Consider the following 20,731-nt stretch of genomic DNA (forward strand, 5'->3'; position numbering starts at 1 on the left):
GGCTGCCTATGCTGGGCCGCACAGGAGGTCCGCATGGTGTCCAACGGCGTCGCTCCGGTCGTGGCGGTGAGTGTGGCCCTGGCGCTGGGCGGTTGCGCCGGCAAGCCCCCTCCGCCGCCGCCGCCCACGCTGGTCGTGGGCAGCATCGAGGCCGCGGCCGACCTCAATCCGAGCATCTCGCGGCGGCCCTCGCCGCTGCTGGTGCGCGTCTACGAGCTGAAGTCGGCCACGGCCTTCAACAACGCCGATTTCGTCTCGCTCTACCAGCGCGACCAGGCCGAGCTGGGTGCGGACCTCGTCGCGCGCGAGGAGTTCATGCTCGCGCCCGGCAGCTCGCGCCCCATCGAGCGCACGCTGGCGCCGGAGGTGCGCTTCATCGGCGTGCTGGGCGCCTTCCGCGACCTGGAGCACGCCACCTGGCGCAGCGTGCTGCCGGTGGAGCCCAACCGCACGCAGCAGGTGCGCATCCAGGCCCAGGGCCTGCGCCTGGCGGCCACCGTGCAGGTGCAGCCGCCGCAGCCGCAGGGGAAGAAGCGATGAGCCGGGTCCGGCGCCTTGCGGCTCACGGCGGTGCCGCGGTGGCGTTGGAGCGCGTGCGCCCATGAGCCGCCACAGCCCGGTCGTGTGGTCGCAGGGCATGTTCCTGCTGCCGCACCACTTCCAGCAGCAGGCGCGCCATGTCGAGTACCTGGTGGACATGCGCGCCCAGGCCGTGGGCTCCGCCTACGGCTGGGGCTTCTTCGAGCTGGTGCTGGACGAGGCGCTGCTGGCCGTGGGCCGCGTCGGCGTGGTGCGCGCCAGCGGCGTGCTGCCCGACGGCACGCCGGTGCGCATCCCGCAGACCGACGCACCGCCGCCGCCCCTGGACATCCCGCCCGACATGAAGGACGAGCTGGTCTGCCTGGCCGTGCCGCTGGCGCGCGAGGGCGTCAACGAGGTGGATTTCGACGAGTCCGCCTCGCCGCGCCCGGCGCGCTGGCTGGCGGTGGAGGAACCGCTGCGCGACCACACGCATGCCGAGGACGAGCCCGAGGCGGTGCAGACCGGCGCCTTGCGGCTGCGGCTGCTGCGCGCACGCGACGCCGCGGCGGGGCATGCGGCGCTGGGCCTGGCGCGCGTGCGCGAGCTGCGCAGCGACCGCCAGGTGGTGCTGGACCGCGGCTACATCGCGCCGCAGACGCGGCTGGACGCCACCGCGCAGCTCTCGGCCATGGCCACGCTGCTGCACGGCCTGATGCGCCAGCAGGCGCAGCAGCTGGTGCAGGGCATGGGGCAGCTCAGCCACGGCGTGTCGGAGATGGCCGGCTTCATGACGCTGCAGTCGCTCAATCGCGCCGAGCCGGTGTTCCGCCAGCTGGCGCTGGCGCCGCAGGTGCACCCCTTCCTGCTGCACCAGGCCTGCCTGCAGCTCGCCGGCGATCTCGCAACGCTGTTGAGCCCGGCGCGCCGCCCGCCCGACTACCCGCTGTACCGGCACGACGACCTGCAGGGCTCCTTCGCGCCGCTGGTGGAGGAGCTGCGCCGGCTGCTGACGCTGGCGCCGGAGCGCCATGCGCTGCAGATCGAGCTGGTCGAGCGCACCCACAGCGTGCGCACCGCGCTCATTCCCGACCCGGATCTGGCGCGCAAGGCCGGCTTCGTGCTGGCGGTCAACGCGCAGGTGGCCAGCGAGCAGCTGCGCCAGCGCTTCCCGGCGCAGTCCACGCTGGGGCCGGCGGACCGCATCCGCGATCTCGTGAACCTGCACCTGCCCGGCGTGCCGCTGCGGCTGCTGCCGGTGGCGCCGCGCCAGCTGCCCTTCCACGCCGGCTTCCACTACTTCGAGCTGGAGCGCGGCGGCGAGCTGTGGAAGCACATCGAGCGCAGCGGCAGCCTGGCGCTGCACGTGGCCGGGGACTTCCCCGGGCTGGAGCTGGAGCTGTGGGCGATCCGGCCATGAGGGGGCGCAGCGCGCTACGCAGAGGCTTGCCGGACCTGCGTCGCGAGCCGAGCCGCTTCGCGCGTCCCCTCGTCGCTTCCGCACAGCGGTAGCCCCAGCCTGCGCCCTACGTCGATCGGAGCGACCCCATGACCGACCGCGCCGCCTTCACCGACCCCTTCGCCGCCGGCGACGAGCAGCCGACCTTCATCCGGCCGAACCCGGGCGGACGCGGCGCGCCGCCGCGTCCGACGCCCTCGCCAGCCGACGGTGCCGCGCCGGAGGCCGCCGAGGCCGCGCTGCCCGACAGCGGCCTGAACCCGCTGGTGGCGCTGGCCAACCCGCTGCTGCTGGCGGTGCCCCAATTGCGCGCCACGCGCCGCATGGATGACCCGGCGGCGCTGCGCGCGTCGCTGGCCCAGGGCGTGCGCGACTTCGCCACCCGCGCCGCGTCCGCCGGCGTGCCGGCCGAGCGCGTGATGGCCGCGCGCTACGTGCTGTGCACCATGCTCGACGAGGCCGCGGCCGACACGCCCTGGGGCGGCAGCGGCGCGTGGGCAGGCCAGAGCCTGCTGGCGCTGTTCCACAACGAGGTGCAGGGCGGCGAGAAGGTGTTCCAGCTCATGGCGCGGCTGGCCGAGAAGCCCGCCGAGCACCGCGACCTGCTGGAGCTCATCTACTGCGCCCTGGCGCTGGGCTTCGAAGGCCGCTACCGCCTCATTCCCAACGGCCGCGCCCAGTTGGAGGCGGTGCGCGACAAGCTGGCGCAGATCCTGCGCCGCGAGCGCGGCGACTACCCGGCGCCGCTGGCGCAGCACTGGCAGGTGCAGGCCGCGCCGCGCCGCGCGCTGCACAGCAGCCTGCCGCTGGCCGCCGCGGCGGCCGTGGCGGCGCTGGCGCTGGCCGGCACCTACCTGGGCCTGTCGGCCTCGCTGGGCCGGCGCTCGGACGCGGTCTTTGCCGACATCCAGCGCCTGCGCCTGTCGCCGCCCGCGCTGGCGCTGCCCGCCGTGGCGGCCCCGGCGGCGCCGCCCCCCGTGCGCCCCGCCGCGCCGCCGCGGCTGGCGGGCTTCCTGCAGCCGGAAATCCAGGCCGGGCTGGTGGCGGTGCGCGACGACGTGGACCGCAGCATCGTGACGCTGCGCGGCGACGGCCTGTTCCCGCCCGGCAGCGCCACGCCCGCCGCGGCGCGCGAGGCCCTGCTGCAGCGCATCGGCGACGCGCTGGCGCAGGCGGGCGGCGCGGTGCTGGTCACCGGCCACACCGACAGCGAGCCGATCCGCACTGCGCGCTTCCCTTCCAACTGGCACCTGTCCGAGGCGCGGGCGCAGGCCGTGCGCGAGCGCCTGATCGCGCGCGGCGTGCCGGCCGGGCGCGTGCGCGCCGAAGGGCGCGCCGCCGGCGAGCCGGTGGCGCCCAATGACTCGGACATCAACCGCGCACGCAACCGCCGGGTGGAGATCACGCTGTTCGTGCCGGGCGGCAAGGGGTGAGACATGTTCAGGAAGCTGCTGGGCCTGGTCTTCAACCGCTGGGTGCTGCTGGCGGTGCTGCTGCTGGCGGCGGCACTGGTGCTGTGGATCGTCGGGCCGCTGCTGGCCATCGGCGAGCACCGACCGCTGGAAACCGAGCGCGAGCGCTGGATCGCCATCGCCGCCCTGGCCGGCGCCACGGCGCTGATGCTGGCCTGGAAGGCCTGGCGCGCGCGCCGGGGCAACCAGGCCGTGGTCGATCAGCTGCTGGCCGCGCCGCCCACGCCGGCCGAGGTGGAAAGCCCCGACCTCGCCGCCGTGCGCGAGCGCTTCGAGCGCGCGCTGCTGACGCTGCGCCGCGCGCGCTTCGGCGCCGCCGGGCTGCTCTCGGGCTGGGCCGCGCGCCTGAACGGACGCTACCTCTACGAGCTGCCCTGGTACCTCATCATCGGCGCGCCGGGCTCGGGCAAGACCACGGCGCTGCGCAATTGCGGGCTCAACTTCCCGCTGGCGCAGGCCATGGGGCAGGACGTGCTGCGCGGCGTGGGTGGCACGCGCAACTGCGACTGGTGGTTCACCGACCGCGCCGTGCTCATCGACACCGCCGGGCGCTTCACCACGCAGGACAGCGACCGCGACAACGACCGCACCACCTGGGGCGGCTTTCTCAAGCTGCTCAAGCAGGCGCGCCCGCGCCAGCCGCTCAACGGCGTGCTGGTGACGGTGTCGGTGCCGGACCTGCTCACGCGCGGCGCCATCGACCGCGCCGAGTACGCCGCGCATGTGCGCCAGCGCGTGCAGGAGCTGCACGAGCAGCTGGGCCTGCGGCTGCCGATCTACCTGCTGGTCACCAAGTGCGACCTGATGGCCGGCTTCGCCGAAACCTTCAGCCACCTGGGCAAGGCCGAGCGCGCCGAGCCCTGGGGCTTCACCTTCGATCTCGCAGGCAAGACGCAGGAGCACCTGCAGCGCTTCGGGCCGGAGCTCGACGCGCTGCAGCAGCGGCTCGGCGACGGGCTGATCGACCGGCTGCAGGACGAGCGCGACGCCGCCCGGCGCGCGCGCGTCTACGGCTTCCCCGGGCAGTTCGCGGCGCTGCGCGCGCCGCTGCAGGAGTTCGTCGACGCCGCCTTCTCGCCCTCGCCCTACGAGGTCGAGCCGCTGCTGCGCGGCGTGTACTTCGTCAGCGGCACGCAGGAGGGCACGCCCATCGACCGCGTGCTCGCCGCCGTGGCACGCAGCCACCGGCTGGAGCACGCCATTCCCGCGCCGCAGGCGGGCACGGGCAAGAGCTTCTTCCTGTCCCGGCTGATCACCGAGGTGGTGTTCGCCGAAAGCGGCGTGGCCGGCACCAACCTGGCCTGGGAGCGGCGCCGCGGCCTGCTCATGCTGGGCGGCTACGCCGCGCTGGCGCTGGTGACCACGCTGGCGCTGGCGGCCTGGATCAGCAGTTACGCCGGCAACCGCCGCTACCTGGACGGCGTGGCCGCGCGCGTGGACGCGGTACAGCGCCTGGTGCAGGGCACGCCCAACCGGGCCTCGGCCGAGCTGCAGCCCATCGTCCCGGCGCTGGAGGCCACGCGCGCCCTGGCCCGCGCCGGGCAGGACGACGAGGTGCCCTGGCTGGGCTTCGGACTGGATCAGGGCCGCAAAATGGACAGCGCCGCGCAGGCCGCCTACGAGCGCATGCTGGTGGACGCGCTGCTGCCGCGGCTGGCGCTGCGCATCGAGGCCCAGCTGCGCGGCACGAGCAGTGCGCCGGAGGCCGACTACGAGGCGCTCAAGGCCTACCTGATGCTGTACGACCCGACGCACTACGACGCCGCGGCGCTCAAGCGTCATGTCGAGGCGCTGTGGGACGCGGACTTCGGCCGCTCGCTCGACGCCGAGCGGCGCGCGGCGCTGTCGGTGCACCTGGAGGCGCTGCTGGCGCAGCGCATGGTGGTGTCGCCGCTGCCCCGCGACGACGCGCTGGTGCAGCAGGCGCGGCTGCGGCTGGCGGCGGTGCCGCTGCCGCAGCGCGTGTACCGGCGGCTGCGGCACCAGGGGCTGGGGCGCGAGTTCCCGGAGTTCACCATTGCGCGCGCCGCCGGCGCCAATGCCGCGCTGGTGTTCCAGCGCGCCAGCGGCGCACCGCTGACACGCGGCGTGCCAGGGCTGTTCTCCTACGACGGCTACCACCGCGGCTTCCAGAAGCAGGTGGCCCAGGTGGCCGAGGAGCTGGCCCAGGAGCAGGGTTGGGTGCTGGGCGTCGAGGAGGCCGCGGGCGGCGCAGCAGCACGGCTGACGGCCACCCCGGCGCTGGTGGACGAGGTGCGGCGCCTGTACCTGAACGATTACGCCTCGGCCTGGGAAGGCTTCATTGCCGACATCCGGCTGCAGCCGCCGGGCAACCTAACGCAGGCCATCCAGCTGGCGCGGCTGCTGTCGGTGCCCGATAACCCGCTGGCGCCGCTGCTCAGGGCCATCTCGCGCGAGACCACACTGGGCGCGCCGGACAAGGCGGCCGGCGTGATCGGCAAGACCGGGCAACAGGCGGGGCAGACCGTGGACAAGCTGCGCGGCCAGATCCTGGGCACGCTCACCGGCGGCACCACGCCAGCGAGCGACGGGCCGGGGCTGGAGGTGCAGCTGGTGGACGAGCGCTTTGCCGGGCTGCGCCAGCTCGTCACCGCGCCGGAGGGTGGCAAGGCGCCGCTGGAGGACACGATGGGCCTGATCGCGGAGCTGCACCTGCAGCTCACCGCCGCCGACATGGCGCTCAAGGGCGGCTCCGCCCCGCCGCCCTCGCCCGTGCCCGCCAAGGCGCGGGCCGAGGCCGCGCGCATGCCGCAGCCGCTGCGCGGGCTGCTCGACACCCTGGCCGCGAGCAGCGCGCAAGTCTCGCAGACCGTGCTGCGCCAGAGCCTGTCCAACGAGGTGCGCTCGGCGGTGGGCGAGTTCTGCCGTCAGGCCGTGGCCGGGCGCTACCCGCTGGACCGCCATGCCGCGCGCGACGTGACGCAGGCCGACTTCGCGCTGCTGTTCGGCCCGGGCGGCAAGATCGACCAGCTGTTCCAGCAGAAGCTCGCCGCCTACGTGGACACCACCACGCGGCCCTGGCGCTTCCGCGCCGTGGAAGGCACGCCGCTGGGTGGCGACAGCGGCTCGCTGCCGCAGTTCCAGCGCGCCGCCGCGATCCGCGAGACTTTCTTTGCCGGCGGGCCCACACCCTCGCTGCGGCTGGAGTTCAAGCCGCTGGAGATGGACCCGGGCATCTCGCAGTTCACGCTGGACGTGGACGGCCAGCTGGTGCGCTATGCCCACGGCCCGGCCATCCCGATGGCGGTGCAGTGGCCCGGGCCGCGCGGCAGCTCCCAGGTGCGGGTGCAGCTCATGCCGCCCAGCCCCACCGGCGCCTCGGGACTGGTCAAGGAAGGGCCGTGGGCGCTGTTCCGGCTCTTCGACAGCGTGCGCATCGACCCGGGCGGCGCGCCCGAGCGCTTCAAGGCGACTTTCGACATCGACGGCCGCCGCGCGGTGTTCGAGGTCACGGCCAGCAGCGTGCGCAACCCGTTCCGGCTGAACGAGCTGGCGGAGTTTTCCTGTCCGGCGGGGCTGTGAGCTCGCACATCGCGTGGGTGCCGCCGCCCCGGGCACGGCGCGATCGTGCCGCCACGTCGGCCTCCAGTGCCGGCGAGCGGTCCGAGGCGCCGGCCCAGTGTTGGAATCGACGCTGAACCGCGGCACCGTCCGCCCATCGCCGAGGAGAAAAAGATGACAAATGACCTTGAGCAGTCAGTCCAGCAGGCCCGCGACATCATCGCGGGACGGGACGTCTCGCCATCCGACGCCTTGTCGCTGGCGCAACGGTTGATGAAAGGCCGGCGCATCGGCCTGGCCCGCAAGGTGCTCGCCCGGGCCGCCGCGCATGACAGCCTGCGCCAGGACGCCGCGCTGCGGCTGCGCGTGGCGCAGAGGCAGGCCCTGTGCACCTACAAGGACCCGGACCTGCAGGAGGAGATCAAGCTCGACGCGGCGCAGAGCATCCTCAGCGAGGTCGAGGACCTGGAAACCACGGTCAACCAGGAAACGCTGGGCCTGGCCGGCGCGATCTACAAGCGCCGATGGGAGCAGACCGCGCAAGTACGCGAACTCGAAACGGCGCTGACCTACTACTACCGCGGGCTGGAGCAAGGCATCGCCGGCGATGTGGGCTACACGGCGATCAACGCGGCGTTCGTGCTGGATCAGCTGGCCGACCAGCAACGCATCGCCGGCCAGCCCGAAGCGCTGCAGTCCCTGGCCGCGCATCGCCAGGCGCTGGCGCGTGGCATCCGGGAGCAGATCGTCGAGATCCTGCCCGGCCTGCCCGCGCAGCCCGGCAAGGCCGAGCTGTCGGGCACCTGGTGGTACCTCGTGACGCTGGGCGAAGCCTTCTTTGGCCTGGGCCGCTTCGAGGAGGCGCGCCAATGGCTGCTGCGCGCCGCCGCACTCGGCGGCGTGCCCGACTGGGAGCGCGAGAGCACCGCGCGGCAGCTCGGCGCGCTGCTGCTCATGCGGCAGCGCGCCGGCGGCACACCGGACGAGCCAGCCCACGCGGAGGCGGTGGCCGTGCTCCGGGAGTTCCTCGGCCAGGACGCCGCCGCGCTGGAGTCGGTGTTGCGCGGCCGGGTGGGCCTGGCACTGTCAGGCGGCGGCTTCCGCGCCTCGCTCTACCACATCGGCGTGCTGGCCCGGCTGGCCGAGCTCGACCTGCTGCGCCATGTCGAGTACCTGTCCTGCGTGTCGGGTGGCTCGATCATCGGCGCGCACTACTACCTGGAGGTGCAGCGCCTGCTGCAGAGCAAGAAAGACGAGGAGATCGGCCGCGACGACTACATCAAGATCGTCAAGGACATCGAGCGGGAGTTCGTGGCCGGTGTCGGCACCAACATCCGCACGCGCATCGCCGCGGAGTGGTGGACCAATCTCAAGCTGATCTTCAAGCCCTCGTACTCCCGCACGCTGCGCGCGGGCGAGCTCTACGAGGAAAAGATCTTCTCGCGCGTGGCCGACGAGCGCGGCAACGAGCCGCGCCACCTGTCCGACCTGATGTTCACCCCCAAGGGGGCCGACGACGATTTCTCGCCCAAGGACTGCAACTGGCGGCGCTCGGCCAAGGTACCGATCCTGGTGCTGAACGCGACCTCGCTCAACACCGGCCACAACTGGCAGTTCACGGCCAGCTGGATGGGCGAGCCGCCGGCGGGCATCAACGCCGAGGTGGATGCCAACTACCGGCTGCGCCGCATGTACCTGGGAGATGCGCCCGAGGCGTACCGGCAGATCCGGCTGGGCCATGCCGTGGCGGCCTCGTCCTGCGTGCCCGGCATTTTCGAGCCCTTGTCGCTGCCCGACCTCTACGAGCGCATGCCTGGCGAGAAGCGCTCGGCAGTGCGTCCGCTGGTGCGGCTGGTCGATGGCGGGGTGTTCGACAACCAGGGCACCGCGGCGCTGCTGGAACAGGGCTGCTCGGTGCTGCTGGTCAGCGACGCCAGCGGCCAGATGGACGATTGCGACTTTCCCTCCAACGGGCTGCTGGGCGTGCCGCTGCGCGCCAACAGCATCCTGCAGGCGCGCGTGCGCGTGAGCCAGTTCGAGGAGCTGGCCAGCCGCCGCCGCGGCGGGCTGCTCAAGGGGCTGATGTTCGTCCATCTCAAGCAGGGCCTGGACAACCAGCCCGTGGACTGGATCGGCTGCACCGACCCCTCGCCCACGCCCGTGGAGATGCCCATACTGCCCCACGGCGTGCAGCGGCAGGTGCAGCGCCGGCTCGCCGCCATCCGCACCGACCTGGACTCCTTCTCGGAGATCGAGGCGAAGTCGCTGATGGGCTGCGGCTACCTGAGCACGGTGCATGCCCTGAAGCGGCCGGTGCTGGGCTTTGCCGCCGGGCCCGGGCAGCGCCACGACTGGGACTTCCTCAAGGTGCTGCCGCTGCTGAGCGACCCGCGCCCCGACCCGGCCTACCTGCGCCAGCTCGATGTCGCGGGCAAGCTCTTCTTCAAGGTCTGGATGCTGATGCGGCAGCTGCAGCTGCTCGCCGGCGTGCTGGCCATGGCCTTGCTGGGCATCGCGCTGCGGGTGGCCTGGCTGCAGTGGGACCAGCCGGTGCTGAACCTGAAGGTCAGCGACTTCGCCATCGGCCTGGCATTGGCCGCGCTGTCGGCGCTGGGGCTGGGCTTCATCGGCAAGGCGCTGCGCTTTCGCAAGACGGCCAACGACGTGCTCATCGGCGTGGGCGCGGCCACCCTGGGCTTCCTGGTCGCGCGGCTGCACCTGCATGTGCTTGACCGCCTCTTCCTGCACCAGGGCCGGCTGGACCGTCTCAAGGACAACCGCCCGCCCAGCGCGGCACGCCCGGCGCCTTGAGCGGCGGCGGCCCGGTATGCAGGGCTTGCCGCCTGTACCGTGGTGAGCGCTTCAAGCCGACTTTCGACATCGACGGCCGCCGCGCCAGCCTCCCTCACGCCTCGTACAACTCCAGCGGCAACCCGTCCGGATCGGCGAAGAATGTAAAGCGCTTGCCCGTGAACTCGTCGCGCCGCACCGGCTCGACGGCCACGCCCCGCGCCTCCAGCCGTGCCTTGGCCTGCTCGACGTCTTCGACTGCAAACGCCAAATGCCGCAGCCCGCGCGCTTCCGGGTAGGAAGGGCGCGGCGGCGGATCGGGGAAGGAGAACAGCTCGATCTGCGCGCCGTCGGGCAGCGCCAGGTCCAGCTTCCAGGAGCCGCGTGGCGCCCGGTGGTGCTCGCCCAGCACCTTCAGCCCCAGCACCTCGACGTAAAAACGCTTCGAGGCCTCGTAGTCGGAGCAGATGACGGCGGCGTGGTGGATGCGAAGCAGCATGGCGGGTGGGTGGGAATTCAGGCCAGGGGTTGCGGCAAGTTTCCCACCCACACCCCCACCGCCGTGAAGTTGTCCTGCCCCGGCGCCGCGCGCGCCTCGATGCGCGCGCACATGCCCTGCAGCCACGCTTCCACGCAGGAGGACTGCGCCAGCGTGTCGGCCAGGTCCTGCGGCTGCAGCGCGCCCCACCAGCCGTCGCTGCACAGCAGGTAGACGTCGCCCTCCTCCAGCACCGCGGCCGCGGCCGGCGTGTGCGGCTCCACCTCCTCGGGCATGCCCAGCGCGGCCATGAGCTGGTTGCGGCGCGGATGCTCCAGCGCCTGGCGCTCGGTCAGCAGCCCGGCGTCGCGCAGCTGCTGCACCAGGCTGTCGTCGCGGGTGAGCAGCTCCACGGCGCCGCCGCGCAGGCGGTACAGGCGCGAGTCGCCCACGTGCGACCACAGCACGCGCCGGTCCGGCGCGTCGAGCCACAGCGCCACCACCGTGGCATGCATGCGCTCCTGGCCCACGGCGCCCTGCTGCGCCTGCCGCAGCTGCTCATGCGCGTCCGCGACCACGCGCGTCAGGATCGCCGGCTCGAGCGCGGCATCCGGGGCGGACAGCCCGGCCGCGACCGCCTCCACCACGCAGCGCGCGGCCAGCGCGCCGTCGCGATGGCCACCCGCGCCGTCGGCCAGCACGGCCCAGCGCCGCGCGCCCTCGCCGCCGGTGCGCCAGTCGTCCTCGTTGCGCTGGCGCGCGCCGCAGCCGCTGCGCCCGGCCATGGCGACCTCACTCATGGCTGCCACGTTCCGCCGACCCGGAGCCCGGCCGCGCCTGCCGCAGCCGCTGCAGCTGCTGCTCGTAGGCCGCCAGGAAGGCCTTGCCGAAGAGCGTGTCGAAGTCCTCCTGCGCCTCGCCGCGGATGGCCTCGAAATGCTGCAGGTACAGCTCCCACAGCCGGGCCCGGCGGTTCATGGGCAGCACGCTGTCGAGCATGGAGCGTGCGCCGAGCTTGGCCTCCAGCGCCTGCGGCGCGAAGCGGCCCAGCACGCCCTCCAGCGCGGCGCGGGTGCCGGCCATGGTGCCGATGGCGTGGCCGACCAGGTCCTGCATGGCGTCGGTCATGGCGGCCGGGCCGTCCAGGAAGCCGCGCATCGGCGGCTGCAGCAGCTGCTCCAGGGCCGACTGCGCATCGGGCGAGAATTTCAGCGGGTTGTTGTTGCGGGCCTGGATGACGGTGACGTCGGCATGCAGCTCCTGCTTGGTGGTGGCGCGCACCGACATCAGCTCCAGCGTGCCCTCCACCGCGTTGCGCAGCAGCTGCCCGGCCGCGCGCATCGTCTCGGCCGTCGGCCCCTGCGGCAGCTTGGGCCGCACGCCGGCGCCTTCGCAGAAGGCGTCCCACAGCCCGGCCTCGTCCGCGACCGGCCGCGCCAGGGCCGCCGCGGCGCCGGGCGGTGCCACCGGGGCCGGGATCGGCGTCGGGGTCGGCGCCATGACCGGCACGGCCTTGGGCGGATTGAAGACGGCGTGCAGCTCCGGCGTGTCGTCGGGCCGCGAGGCCGCGCCGGCCGCGGCGGGCGGCGCGGCGCCGAACAGCACCAGCGGATCGCGGCTCAGCGCCGCCGCGTCCGCCGTGTCGCGCGTCGGCACGCCGAGCTGGGCCACGAAGTCGCCCAGCGGGTCGTCCCCCGCGCGCAGGTTGAACGCCTCGTCGATGGGGCGCGGCGCGGCACCGGGAATGAGGTCGTCGAACAGACCTTCGCCCCTGGGCGCGGCGCCGGCCCCGGCGCCGGCGGGGCGCGGCGGCGCGAAGGGGTCGAAATCGTCGGGCAGGCGCGGCGCGGGCGCCGCGGCGTCGGCCCGGGATGCCGTGGGCAGCTCCGGCAGGTCGGCAAAGGGATCGCCGGACAGCGCCTGTGGCGGCACGCCGTCGAGGCGCGGCGGCAGCGGCGTCGGCGTGGCGTCCACGGCGCGCGCGGACCCGGCGGGCAGCAGCGCCGTGGCGTCAACATCGACATCGCCCTCGTCGAGCACTTCGAGCAGGTAGCCGCCGATGCGGACCTGGTCGTGGTGCGCCAGCGGCATGGACTGTCCTTGCGCCAGCGCCTGGCCGCGCACGCTGATGGGGTTGGCACTGCCGACGTTGGTGATGACGAAGCCCGCGGCGTTGCGGCTGATCTGCGCCTGCTGGCGCGAGATGTGGCGCTCCGGGTCGGGCAGCGCCAGCGTGTTGTGGTCGGAGCGGCCGATGGTGCCCTCGCGCTCGAAGCGCGCCATGATGGGCCGCGACAGCGGCTGATCGTTGAGCGACACGGCGCGCAAGGTGAGGCTCATGGCATCGGTCCCGATGGCAAGGTCGTACCGGCCATGCTCGCCTTCGTTGCCGGCATGCTCAAGCTACGAAAGTCATGCCGCCAGCCTGCGCTGCTGCCGCCAGGCGGGCATGCGGACGTTGAACAGCGCCCGCCCGGGCTCCAGCAGCACCAGGGCGCGCGCCGCGAGCAGGCGCTGGCGCTGCGTGCCCTCGCGCAGCACGCGCGCGGCCTGCTGCGCCGAGGGCGGCTCGCCCATGAAGACGCGCCGGCCCGGCGCCAGGCTGGAGGCCCGCGCCTCCCACCAGCGCTGCACGCGCTCGCGGTCGGGCCAGGGCAGGCTCTCGTCCTCGTCAAGGGCCACGTCGTCGTCGCGCGGATCGCCGCTCGGCCCGCCGGCCGGCACGGGCGGACGGCGCTCCAGGTCCAGGTCCGCCAGGTCGGCGCCGGTGACGAGCGAGAAGGCCTCGCCGGCCAGGCGCGCCAGGGCCGGGTCGTCCATCAGCCCGATGAGCCAGGGCAGGTGCCGCACATCGCCCAGCACGCCGACGGCGCGCACCAGCCGCCGCCGCAGCGCGGGCGCCTGCCGCGCGCGCTGCGACAGCGCAGCCACCAGCTCCTGCGCGGCCGCAAACGCCGAGGCCTGCAGCAGCAGGCCCAGCGCCGCCTCGGCCGCGGGCTCCTCACCCTGCGCCAGTGCCGCCAGCCGGCGCAGCGCGGGGCCACGGTCGCCCAGCAGGCAGGCAGCCCAGGCCGCCTGCGGCCCGACCTCGGCATCGTCCAGCGCGGCCAGCGCGTGCTCCAGCAGATCGGCCCGGCCCAGGACCGCGGCCGTGCGCAGGGCCTCGGCGCGCAGCACCGGCGCCTCGCCGCGCAGGGCCGCCAGCAGCGGCGCGCCGGGGTCCACACCATGCAGCCGGCAGGCGGCCAGGCCCAGGGCGCGGCGCGACGCATCAGGTGCCAACAGCAGCGCCTGCACCGTGCCCTGCAGCGAGCCTGCCGACAGCCAGCCCAGAGCGGACAGCAGCCCGCGCCGCGCATCCGGTACTTCGGCGGCGACGGCCAGCAGGCGCTCCAGCGCGGGCTGGTCGCGCTCGCCCAGGGCCAGGACCGCGGCGGCGAACACCGCGCCCGCGCCCGGGCTGGCCAGCGCCTCGGTGCACAGCCGCCGGCCGTACGCTCCGGCCACCACCAGGCCGTCGAGGTGGGCGGCGATGCGATCGTCCAGGCGCCGCAGGTGGCGCAGCCGCACATGCGGGGCGCGCACCAGCACCGAGCGCACGTGGCGCAGGTGCGCGCAGTCCTCGGCGTGCTGCTGCACGACGGCGGCGACGGGCGGGCGGTCCAGGCCTTGCATCGCGCCCATGCTGGGCCGCCAGGGCGCCGGGACAAGCGACCAAAGTCACGCGCCAGCCGGACGTGGAAAGGCGACACTGCAACCAGTCAAGTCACGCCCGTGCCGGGGCCATGCCATGAACAGCAAGCTCAATCTCCAGGTGCAGGCCGGTGTGCTGTGGGCGGTGGCCGCGGCACTGGGGGGTTGCGCGGCCAATGACCCGGCCGGCAAGCCCGAAGCGTCGGCCGACGCGCCCTCACCCGTTGCGACCACGCCGGCCCCGGCGCCGCAGCCCGCGGTGTTGCCCGTGCCGGGACCGGCCTCGCCGGCGGCGCAGCAGCAGGCGCAGAAGATGGCATTGGGGGCGGTGAGCACGCTGGAAGCGGGCCAGGAGGTGCAGGCCCGCGCCGAGCTGCAGCGCGCGCTGGCGCTGGACCCGCAGAACAAGCTCGCGCAGAGCCTGCTGCGCCAGATGAGCGAGCCGGTGATCACGCCGCGCGAGTCCTTCAGTTACACCGTGCGCCCGGGCGACACGCTCTCCAGCATCGCCGAGCGCTTCATGGGCGACAAGTTCCTGTTCTACGCGCTGGCGCGCTTCAACGACATCAAGGTGCCGCGCCAGCTCTCCAGCGGCCAGGCGCTGCGCGTGCCGGGCACCGGGCAGCCGGCCGTGGTCGAGCGCGAGCGCCCGGCGCCACGGGCCCAGGCGCCGGAGCCCGTGCGCAGGCCGCCCACGGCCGTGGCCGAAAAGCCCGCCCCCGTGACCGAGAAGGCCGGCCCCGTGGCCGAGAAATCCCCGCCGGTGTCCGAAAGACACGTGCCGCCGGCCGAGAAGCCCGCTGCGCCCGTACCGGTGGTTGCGCCGGTGACGGCCCCGCCGGCGCCTGCGGCCGCGCCGCCCGGGCCCTCGCCGGCCGAGCGCGCGCTGCTCAGCGCCGAGGCGGCGGAGCGGGCAGGCAATGTGGAGAAGGCGATGGCCGAGGTCCAGCAGGTGTCGGGACTGGAGCCGGGCTCGCCGCTGGCCTCGCGGCAGGTGGCGCTGAAGAAGAAGCTGGTGGGCCGCATGGCCAGCAACGCCCGCGGCGCCTTCGCCCGCCAGGACCTGGACGGCGCCATCCGCCACTGGGACCGCGTGCTGCAGCTCGACCCGGGCAACGACACCGCGCGGCTGGAGCGGCAGCGGGCGGTGGCGTTGAAGGAGAAGGTAGGGACGTTGAAGTAAGGCTCCGGGGGAGCGGGGGCGGGCGGGACGGAGCCGCCGTCACGCCGCCAGCGCGGCACCGAGCAGGTCCAGGAAGCGCTGCGCCGCCACGCCCAGCGGGCGCTGCTTCGGCACGATGGCGCGGTAGGGCTCCAGCGCCTGGTGCAGGCGCAACGGCAGCACGCGCAGCAGGCCTTCCAGCTCGTGCCGCGCCGCCAGGGCGGCCGGCAGAACCGCCACCATCGGCGCCTCGCTGATGAGGAACACGGTGGTGTGCATGGAGGCCGTCTCCACCAGGTTGCGCGGCGTGTCCAGCCCGTGCAGCCGGAATTCCTGCTCCAGCAGCTCGCGCATTGGCGAAGGCCGCGGCTGCAGCACCCAGGGATCGCGCATCAGCGCCGGCAGCGTGAGCTCCTTGTCGCGCGCACGCGAGTTGCGGGGCCCGACGACCACGCTCAGGGGCTCGGCCGCCAGTACCGTGGAGTCGTAGTCGCCATGGGCATGGCCCTCGGTGATGCGGCCAATGACCAGGTCCAGCTCGCCCTGGTCCAGCAAGTCGAGCAGGTGATCGCTCGTTTCCGTAACGATGCGCACCTTCAGCAGCGGCCGCTCGCGCTTGAGCGCGGCCACGGCCCGCACCAGCAGCGTGGGCGAGGACGCCGCGATGCAGCCCACCGCCAGCACGCCACCCCCGCCTTCGCGCAGTCCCTCCAGCGTGCGCGCCAGCGCCTCCAGCGACCCGTGCAGCCCTTCGAAGTGCGCCATCACGGCGGCACCCGCAGCGGTCGGGCGCAGGCCACGGCCGGCGCGCTCGAACAGCGGCAGCTCCAGCGTCGCCTCCAGCTCCTGGAGCATCTGCGTCGCTGCCGGCTGCGTCATGCCCAGCTCGGCCGCCGCCGCGCGCAGGGTGCCCAGGCGTTGCAGCGCCAGCAGCAGCGCCACTTGGCGCAGCCGCAGGCGCTGCAGCAGATGACGAGCGGAAACCAGGCCGTTCATCGATAAGCCCTACCTATCGACAGTTCATAACATTTAAGTTTACGCGTATAGGTCGTCTCCCTAGCATCCGCTTCCATCCCTACAACGACATGGAGACGACGATGAAGCGAAGCACTTGGCGGCTGCCTTCGTTGCTGCAATCCGGGCTGGCTGCGGCCCTGGCGGGCATGGCCGCCACGCCCGCCCTGGCGCAGGAGTGGCCCGCGAAGCCGCTGCGCATGCTGGTGGGCTCGGCACCCGGCGGCGGCACCGACGCCGCGGCGCGCGCGGTGGCTGACAAGCTGGGCCCGGCGCTCAAGACCACCGTGGTGGTGGAAAACAAGCCCGGCGCCTCCAACACCCTGGCGCCGGCCGAGGCGGTGCGCGCCAACGACGGCCACAGCCTGGTGATGGGCGTGTCCACCGCCCACGCGATCGCGCCTTACCTGATCAAGCTCTCCTACAACAACGAGCGCGACCTGGTGCCCGTGGCCTATGTCGGCGCCGTGCCCAACGTGCTGGTGGTCAACAAGGAGCTGGGCCTGAACACGGTGAACGACCTGGTCGGGCTGATCCGCAAGCAGCCGGGCAAGGTGAACTTCGCCAGCAGCGGCGCCGGCAGCACGCAGCACATCGCCGGCGAGCTGTTCCGCGAGGCCGCGCACGCCGACATCACGCACGTGCCTTACCGCGGCAGCGCCCCGGCGCTGGTGGACCTGATGGGCGGCTCGATCCAGATGAGCTTCGACACCATGTCCTCCGTGCTGCCGCACATCAAGGCCGGCAAGGTCAAGGCGCTGGCGGTGGCATCGCCCAGGCGCAGCCCGCAGCTGCCCGACGTGCCCACCACCGCCGAGGCCGGCCTCAAGGACGTGGAGATGAGCGCCTGGTACGGCGTCTACATGCCCGCCGCCACGCCGAAGGCGGTACAGGACAAGGTGCATGGCGAGGTCACGCGCATCGTGCAGATGCCCGACGTGAAGGCGCGGCTGGAGGCCATCGGCATGGAGGTGCAGCCCATGAGCCAGGCGCAGTTCCAGGCCTTCCACAACGCCGAGAACAAGCGCTACGCGGAGCTGATCAAGCGCCGCGACATCCGGCTGGACTGAGGCCGGTTGAGCTTGAAACCGACTGGAGAAGCAGCATTCATGACTTCTGACGACAAGAGCCCCGTGGTGGCGCTGACCCTGGGCGACCCGGCCGGCATCGGCCCCGAGCTGATCGCCCGGCTGCTGGCCCGACCCGATGTCACGACCCAGGCGCGGGTGGTGCTGGTGGGCGATCCCTGGCTGTGGGCCGAGGGGCAGCGCATCGCCGGCGTGGAAGTGGCCTGCGACATGGTGGCGGACTTCGCCGCGGTGCGCCGGCGCCCGGCCGGCAGCCGCGCGGCCTTCCTCGCCATGGACACGGTGCGGCCCGAGGCCGTGCGCCGCGGCCAGGCGGGCGCCGCCGGCGGCGCCTCGGTGCTGGCGGTGCTGAACCGCTGCATGGACGCGACGCTTGCGGGCGAGGTGGACGCCATCTGCTTCGCGCCGCTCAACAAGCACGCCATGAAGCTCGGCGGCCTCGGGCACGAGGACGAGCTGCACCACTTTGCCGAGCACCTGGGCGTGCAGGGCTACTTCTGCGAGTTCAACACCCTCGACGGGCTGTGGACCTCACGCGTGTCCTCGCACATTCCGCTCAAGGACGCGGCCTCGGTCCTCAGCATCGAGCGCATCCAGGCCGCCGCCACGCTGATCTACCGCTCGCTGCAGGCCAACGGCGTGGAACGTCCGCGCGTGGCGGTGGCCGGCTTCAATCCGCACAACGGCGACGGCGGCACCTGCGGGCGCGAGGAGATCGACGTGATCGCCCCGGCGGTGGCCGCGCTCAACGCGGCCGGGCTGCCGGTGGTGGGGCCCTACCCGGCCGACACCATCTTCCTCAAGGCGCGCGACGGCGGGCTCGACGCCATCGTGACCATGTACCACGACCAGGGCCAGATCGCGCTGAAGCTGCTGGGTTTTTCCAAGGGCGTGACGGTGCAGGGCGGCCTGCCCATCCCGATCACCACGCCGGCGCACGGTACCGCCTACGACATCGCCGGCCAGGGCCGGGCCGACGTCAACGCCACGGCCAACGCCTTCGCCATCGCCTGCCGCATGGGCCGCGCCCTGCGCGCGCGCCACCTCTGGCCGGCCAGCATGGCCTGAGCCGCCGCTTCCTTCACGAAACCGAACAACAGACGGAACTCATGAAGATCACCAAGATCCGCGCCCGCGTCTTCGAATGGCAGGGCCCCACCGTGCCGCCGCAGGGCAACTTCTGCTCCAACGCCATGGACCTGGTGTGGGACAACAAGGCCCACGCCGGCGCCGACGACACCATGGACACCTTCCGCTTCCACGGCTGGACCGTGGTGGAAGTGGAGACCGACACCGGCCTCGTCGGCCTGGGCAACGTGGCGCTGGCGCCGCGCATCGCCAAGGCCATCATCGACCAGTACCTCGCGCCGCATGCCCTGGGCCAGGACCCCTGGGACTACGAGTACATCAACCAGCGCATGTACCGCGCCACCCACGCCTGGGGCCGCAAGGGCGTGGCGATGGCCGCGATCTCGGCCATCGACATCGCCATCTGGGACATCCTGGGCAAGTCGGTGAACAAGCCGGTGTTCAAGCTGCTGGGCGGGCGCACCAAGGAGAAGATCCCCTGCTACTACTCCAAGCTCTACCGCACCGACCTGGGCGAGATGCAGCGCGAGGCGGAGACCTTCCTCAAGCAGGGCTTCAAGGCCTTCAAGATGCGCTTCGGCTACGGGCCGCAGCACGGTCAGCGCGGCGTGGTGGAAAACCTGAAGTCCGTGGAGGCGGTGCGCGAGGTCATCGGCTACGAGAACGACCTGATGCTGGAGTGCTACATGGGCTGGAACGTGGAGTACGCCAAGCGCATCCTGCCCAAGCTGGAGAAGTACCAGCCGCGCTGGCTGGAAGAACCAGTGATTGCCGACGACATCGACGGCTACGCCGAGCTGAACCAGCTGACCAGCATCCCCATCTCCGGCGGCGAGCACGAGTTCAGCCTCTACGGCTTCAAGCAGCTGCTGGACCGCAAGGCCGTGAGCGTGGTGCAGTACGACACGAACCGCGTGGGCGGCATCACCATGGCGCACAAGATCAACGCGCTGTGCGAGGCCTACTCGGTGCCGGTCATCCCGCACGCGGGCCAGATGCACAACTACCACCTCACCATGAGCAGCCTCAACTGCCCCATGAGCGAGTACTTCCCGATGTTCGACGTGGAGGTGGGCAACGAGCTCTTCTACTACATCTTCTCGGGCGAGCCGGTGGCCGAAGACGGCTTCCTGCAGCTGCGCGACGACGTGCCCGGCCTGGGCCTGACGCTGCGCACCGACTACCTGGACCAGTTCCGCATCATCGAGTGAGGCAAGCCGCCATGAGCCAACGACGCTACGAGGGCGTGTTCCCGGTGGTGCCCACCATCTTCCACGCCGACGGCACGCTCGACCTGCCCGGGCAGCTGCGCTGCGTGGACTTCATGATCGATGCCGGCTCCAACGGGCTGTGCATCCTGGCCAACTTCTCCGAGCAGTTCGCGCTCTCGGACGAGGAGCGCGAGACGCTGACGCGGGCCATCCTGGAACACGTGGCCGGCCGCGTGCCGGTGATCGTCACCACCACGCACTTCAGCAGCGCGGTGTGCGCCGCGCGCAGCCGCCGCGCCCAGGACATGGGCGCCGCGATGGTGATGGTGATGCCGCCCTACCACGGCGCCACGCTGCGCGTGGGCGAGGCGCAGGTCGCGGACTTCTTCCGCACCGTGTCCGAGGCCATCGCCATCCCGGTGATGGTGCAGGACGCGCCACTGGCGGGCACGCCGCTGTCCGCGGCCTTCCTGGCGCGCCTGGCGCGCGAGACGGCCAACGTGCGCTACTTCAAGATCGAGGTGCCGCAGGCGGCCAACAAGCTGCGCGAGCTCATCGCGCTGGGCGGCGCGGCCATCGAGGGCCCGTGGGACGGTGAGGAAGGCATCACGCTGTGGGCCGACCTGGAGGCCGGCTGCACCGGGGCGATGACCGGCGGGGGCTTCCCCGACGCGATGCGCGCCATCGTGGACGCGTACCGGCAGGGCCGGCGCGACGAGGCTTTCGACCTGTACCAGCGCTGGCTGCCGCTGATCAACTGGGAGAACCGGCAGGCCGGCTTCCTGGCGGCCAAGGCGCTGATGGAGGCCGGCGGCATCATTCAATGCAGCGCGCCGCGCCATCCCTGGCCGGACCTGCATGCGTCCATCCGCCAGGGGCTCATCGACATCGCACGCCGGCTCGACCCGCTGGTGCTGCGCTGGGCACGTTGACCAGCGCTTGCCGCCTCAACCAGCCATGCTCGACATGAAACTCAACCTGATCGGCGGCGCCTGGGTCGAAGGCGCCGGGGTATGCCAGAACATCAACCCCTCCGACACGCGCGACGTGGTGGGCGAGTACGCGCAGGCCGACGCCGCGCAGGCGCGCCAGGCCATCGCCGCCGCGCATGCCGCCGCGCCGGCCTGGGGCCTGTCCACGCCGCAGCAGCGCTTCGACATCCTCGACGCCGCCGGCAGCGAGATCCTGGCCCGCAAGGCCGAGCTGGGCGACCTGCTGGCGCGCGAAGAGGGCA

Annotated in this window: 16 protein-coding genes; 11 read left to right on the forward strand and 5 right to left on the reverse strand. The window is 72.9% G+C overall.

Translation table 11 applies throughout. From position 1 onward, the window contains the following. Positions 1–33: 33 nt before the first annotated feature. The 5 genes from tssJ to HHL10_RS25215 all read left to right on the forward strand — a co-directional run bounded on the left by tssJ (position 34) and on the right by HHL10_RS25215 (position 9,783). Entirely contained in the window at positions 34–540 is a 507-nt protein-coding gene (gene tssJ / locus HHL10_RS25195) for a type VI secretion system lipoprotein TssJ (protein ID WP_169163167.1), read from the forward strand. A 61-nt stretch (positions 541–601) separates the two neighbouring features. Continuing rightward, entirely contained in the window at positions 602–1,939 is a 1,338-nt protein-coding gene (gene tssK, locus HHL10_RS25200; RefSeq protein WP_169163168.1) for a type VI secretion system baseplate subunit TssK, read from the forward strand. 128 nt (positions 1,940–2,067) lie between these two features. Then, a complete protein-coding gene (locus HHL10_RS25205) occupies positions 2,068–3,411 on the forward strand; it encodes a DotU family type VI secretion system protein (protein WP_169163169.1) in 1,344 nt (447 codons plus the stop codon). Between the two features lie 3 nt (positions 3,412–3,414). Further along, entirely contained in the window at positions 3,415–6,993 is a 3,579-nt protein-coding gene (tssM, locus tag HHL10_RS25210; RefSeq protein WP_169163170.1) for a type VI secretion system membrane subunit TssM, read from the forward strand. 153 nt (positions 6,994–7,146) lie between these two features. Further along, a complete protein-coding gene (locus HHL10_RS25215; protein ID WP_169163171.1) occupies positions 7,147–9,783 on the forward strand; it encodes a patatin-like phospholipase family protein in 2,637 nt (878 codons plus the stop codon). Positions 9,784–9,877: 94 nt separating this feature from the next. On the opposite strand, the gene gloA2 is transcribed toward HHL10_RS25215, so the two are convergent. From gloA2 to HHL10_RS25235, 4 genes are all read right to left on the reverse strand, one after another. Beyond that, positions 9,878–10,261 carry an SMU1112c/YaeR family gloxylase I-like metalloprotein gene (gene gloA2 / locus HHL10_RS25220; RefSeq protein WP_169163172.1) on the reverse strand — a complete coding sequence of 128 codons (384 nt, stop codon included), beginning with the start codon at positions 10,259–10,261 and terminating at the stop codon, positions 9,878–9,880. Between the two features lie 17 nt (positions 10,262–10,278). Next, positions 10,279–11,040 carry a PP2C family protein-serine/threonine phosphatase gene (locus HHL10_RS25225; RefSeq protein WP_169163173.1) on the reverse strand — a complete coding sequence of 254 codons (762 nt, stop codon included), beginning with the start codon at positions 11,038–11,040 and terminating at the stop codon, positions 10,279–10,281. Further along, positions 11,033–12,580, reverse strand: a complete 1,548-nt coding sequence (gene tagH, locus HHL10_RS25230; protein WP_169163174.1) for a type VI secretion system-associated FHA domain protein TagH — start codon at positions 12,578–12,580, stop codon at positions 11,033–11,035. Before tagH ends, HHL10_RS25225 begins: the two co-directional genes overlap by 8 nt. A 72-nt stretch (positions 12,581–12,652) precedes the next feature. Beyond that, positions 12,653–13,924: a TIGR02270 family protein gene (locus HHL10_RS25235; protein WP_205833208.1), complete on the reverse strand. Its 1,272-nt coding sequence runs from the start codon at positions 13,922–13,924 to the stop codon at positions 12,653–12,655. A 106-nt stretch (positions 13,925–14,030) separates the two neighbouring features. Here HHL10_RS25235 and HHL10_RS25240 point away from each other — a divergent pair, with 106 nt between their 5' ends. Next, complete coding sequence (locus HHL10_RS25240) at positions 14,031–15,116, forward strand: LysM peptidoglycan-binding domain-containing protein (RefSeq protein WP_169163175.1); 1,086 nt, start codon at positions 14,031–14,033, stop codon at positions 15,114–15,116. Between the two features lie 39 nt (positions 15,117–15,155). On the opposite strand, the gene HHL10_RS25245 is transcribed toward HHL10_RS25240, so the two are convergent. Next, positions 15,156–16,091: a LysR family transcriptional regulator gene (locus HHL10_RS25245; protein ID WP_169163176.1), complete on the reverse strand. Its 936-nt coding sequence runs from the start codon at positions 16,089–16,091 to the stop codon at positions 15,156–15,158. A 101-nt stretch (positions 16,092–16,192) separates the two neighbouring features. On the opposite strand from HHL10_RS25245, the gene HHL10_RS25250 reads away from it, so the two are divergent. From HHL10_RS25250 to HHL10_RS25270, 5 genes are all read left to right on the forward strand, one after another. After that, a complete protein-coding gene (locus HHL10_RS25250; protein ID WP_375138981.1) occupies positions 16,193–17,179 on the forward strand; it encodes a Bug family tripartite tricarboxylate transporter substrate binding protein in 987 nt (328 codons plus the stop codon). 39 nt (positions 17,180–17,218) lie between these two features. Continuing rightward, the gene (locus HHL10_RS25255; RefSeq protein ID WP_169163177.1) at positions 17,219–18,265 is read left to right on the forward strand and encodes a 4-hydroxythreonine-4-phosphate dehydrogenase PdxA; all 1,047 of its coding nucleotides are present in this window, start codon (positions 17,219–17,221) and stop codon (positions 18,263–18,265) included. A gap of 41 nt (positions 18,266–18,306) precedes the next feature. Continuing rightward, positions 18,307–19,497 carry an L-rhamnonate dehydratase gene (locus HHL10_RS25260; RefSeq protein ID WP_169163178.1) on the forward strand — a complete coding sequence of 397 codons (1,191 nt, stop codon included), beginning with the start codon at positions 18,307–18,309 and terminating at the stop codon, positions 19,495–19,497. An 11-nt stretch (positions 19,498–19,508) separates the two neighbouring features. Further along, complete coding sequence (locus HHL10_RS25265; protein WP_169163179.1) at positions 19,509–20,429, forward strand: dihydrodipicolinate synthase family protein; 921 nt, start codon at positions 19,509–19,511, stop codon at positions 20,427–20,429. A 34-nt stretch (positions 20,430–20,463) separates the two neighbouring features. Next, positions 20,464–20,731: aldehyde dehydrogenase family protein (locus tag HHL10_RS25270; RefSeq protein WP_169163180.1), on the forward strand; the 268-nt coding region annotated here is incomplete at its 3' end.

Source organism: Azohydromonas caseinilytica (assembly GCF_012927045.1).
Taxonomy (GTDB): Bacteria; Pseudomonadota; Gammaproteobacteria; order Burkholderiales; family Burkholderiaceae_C; genus Azohydromonas; species Azohydromonas caseinilytica.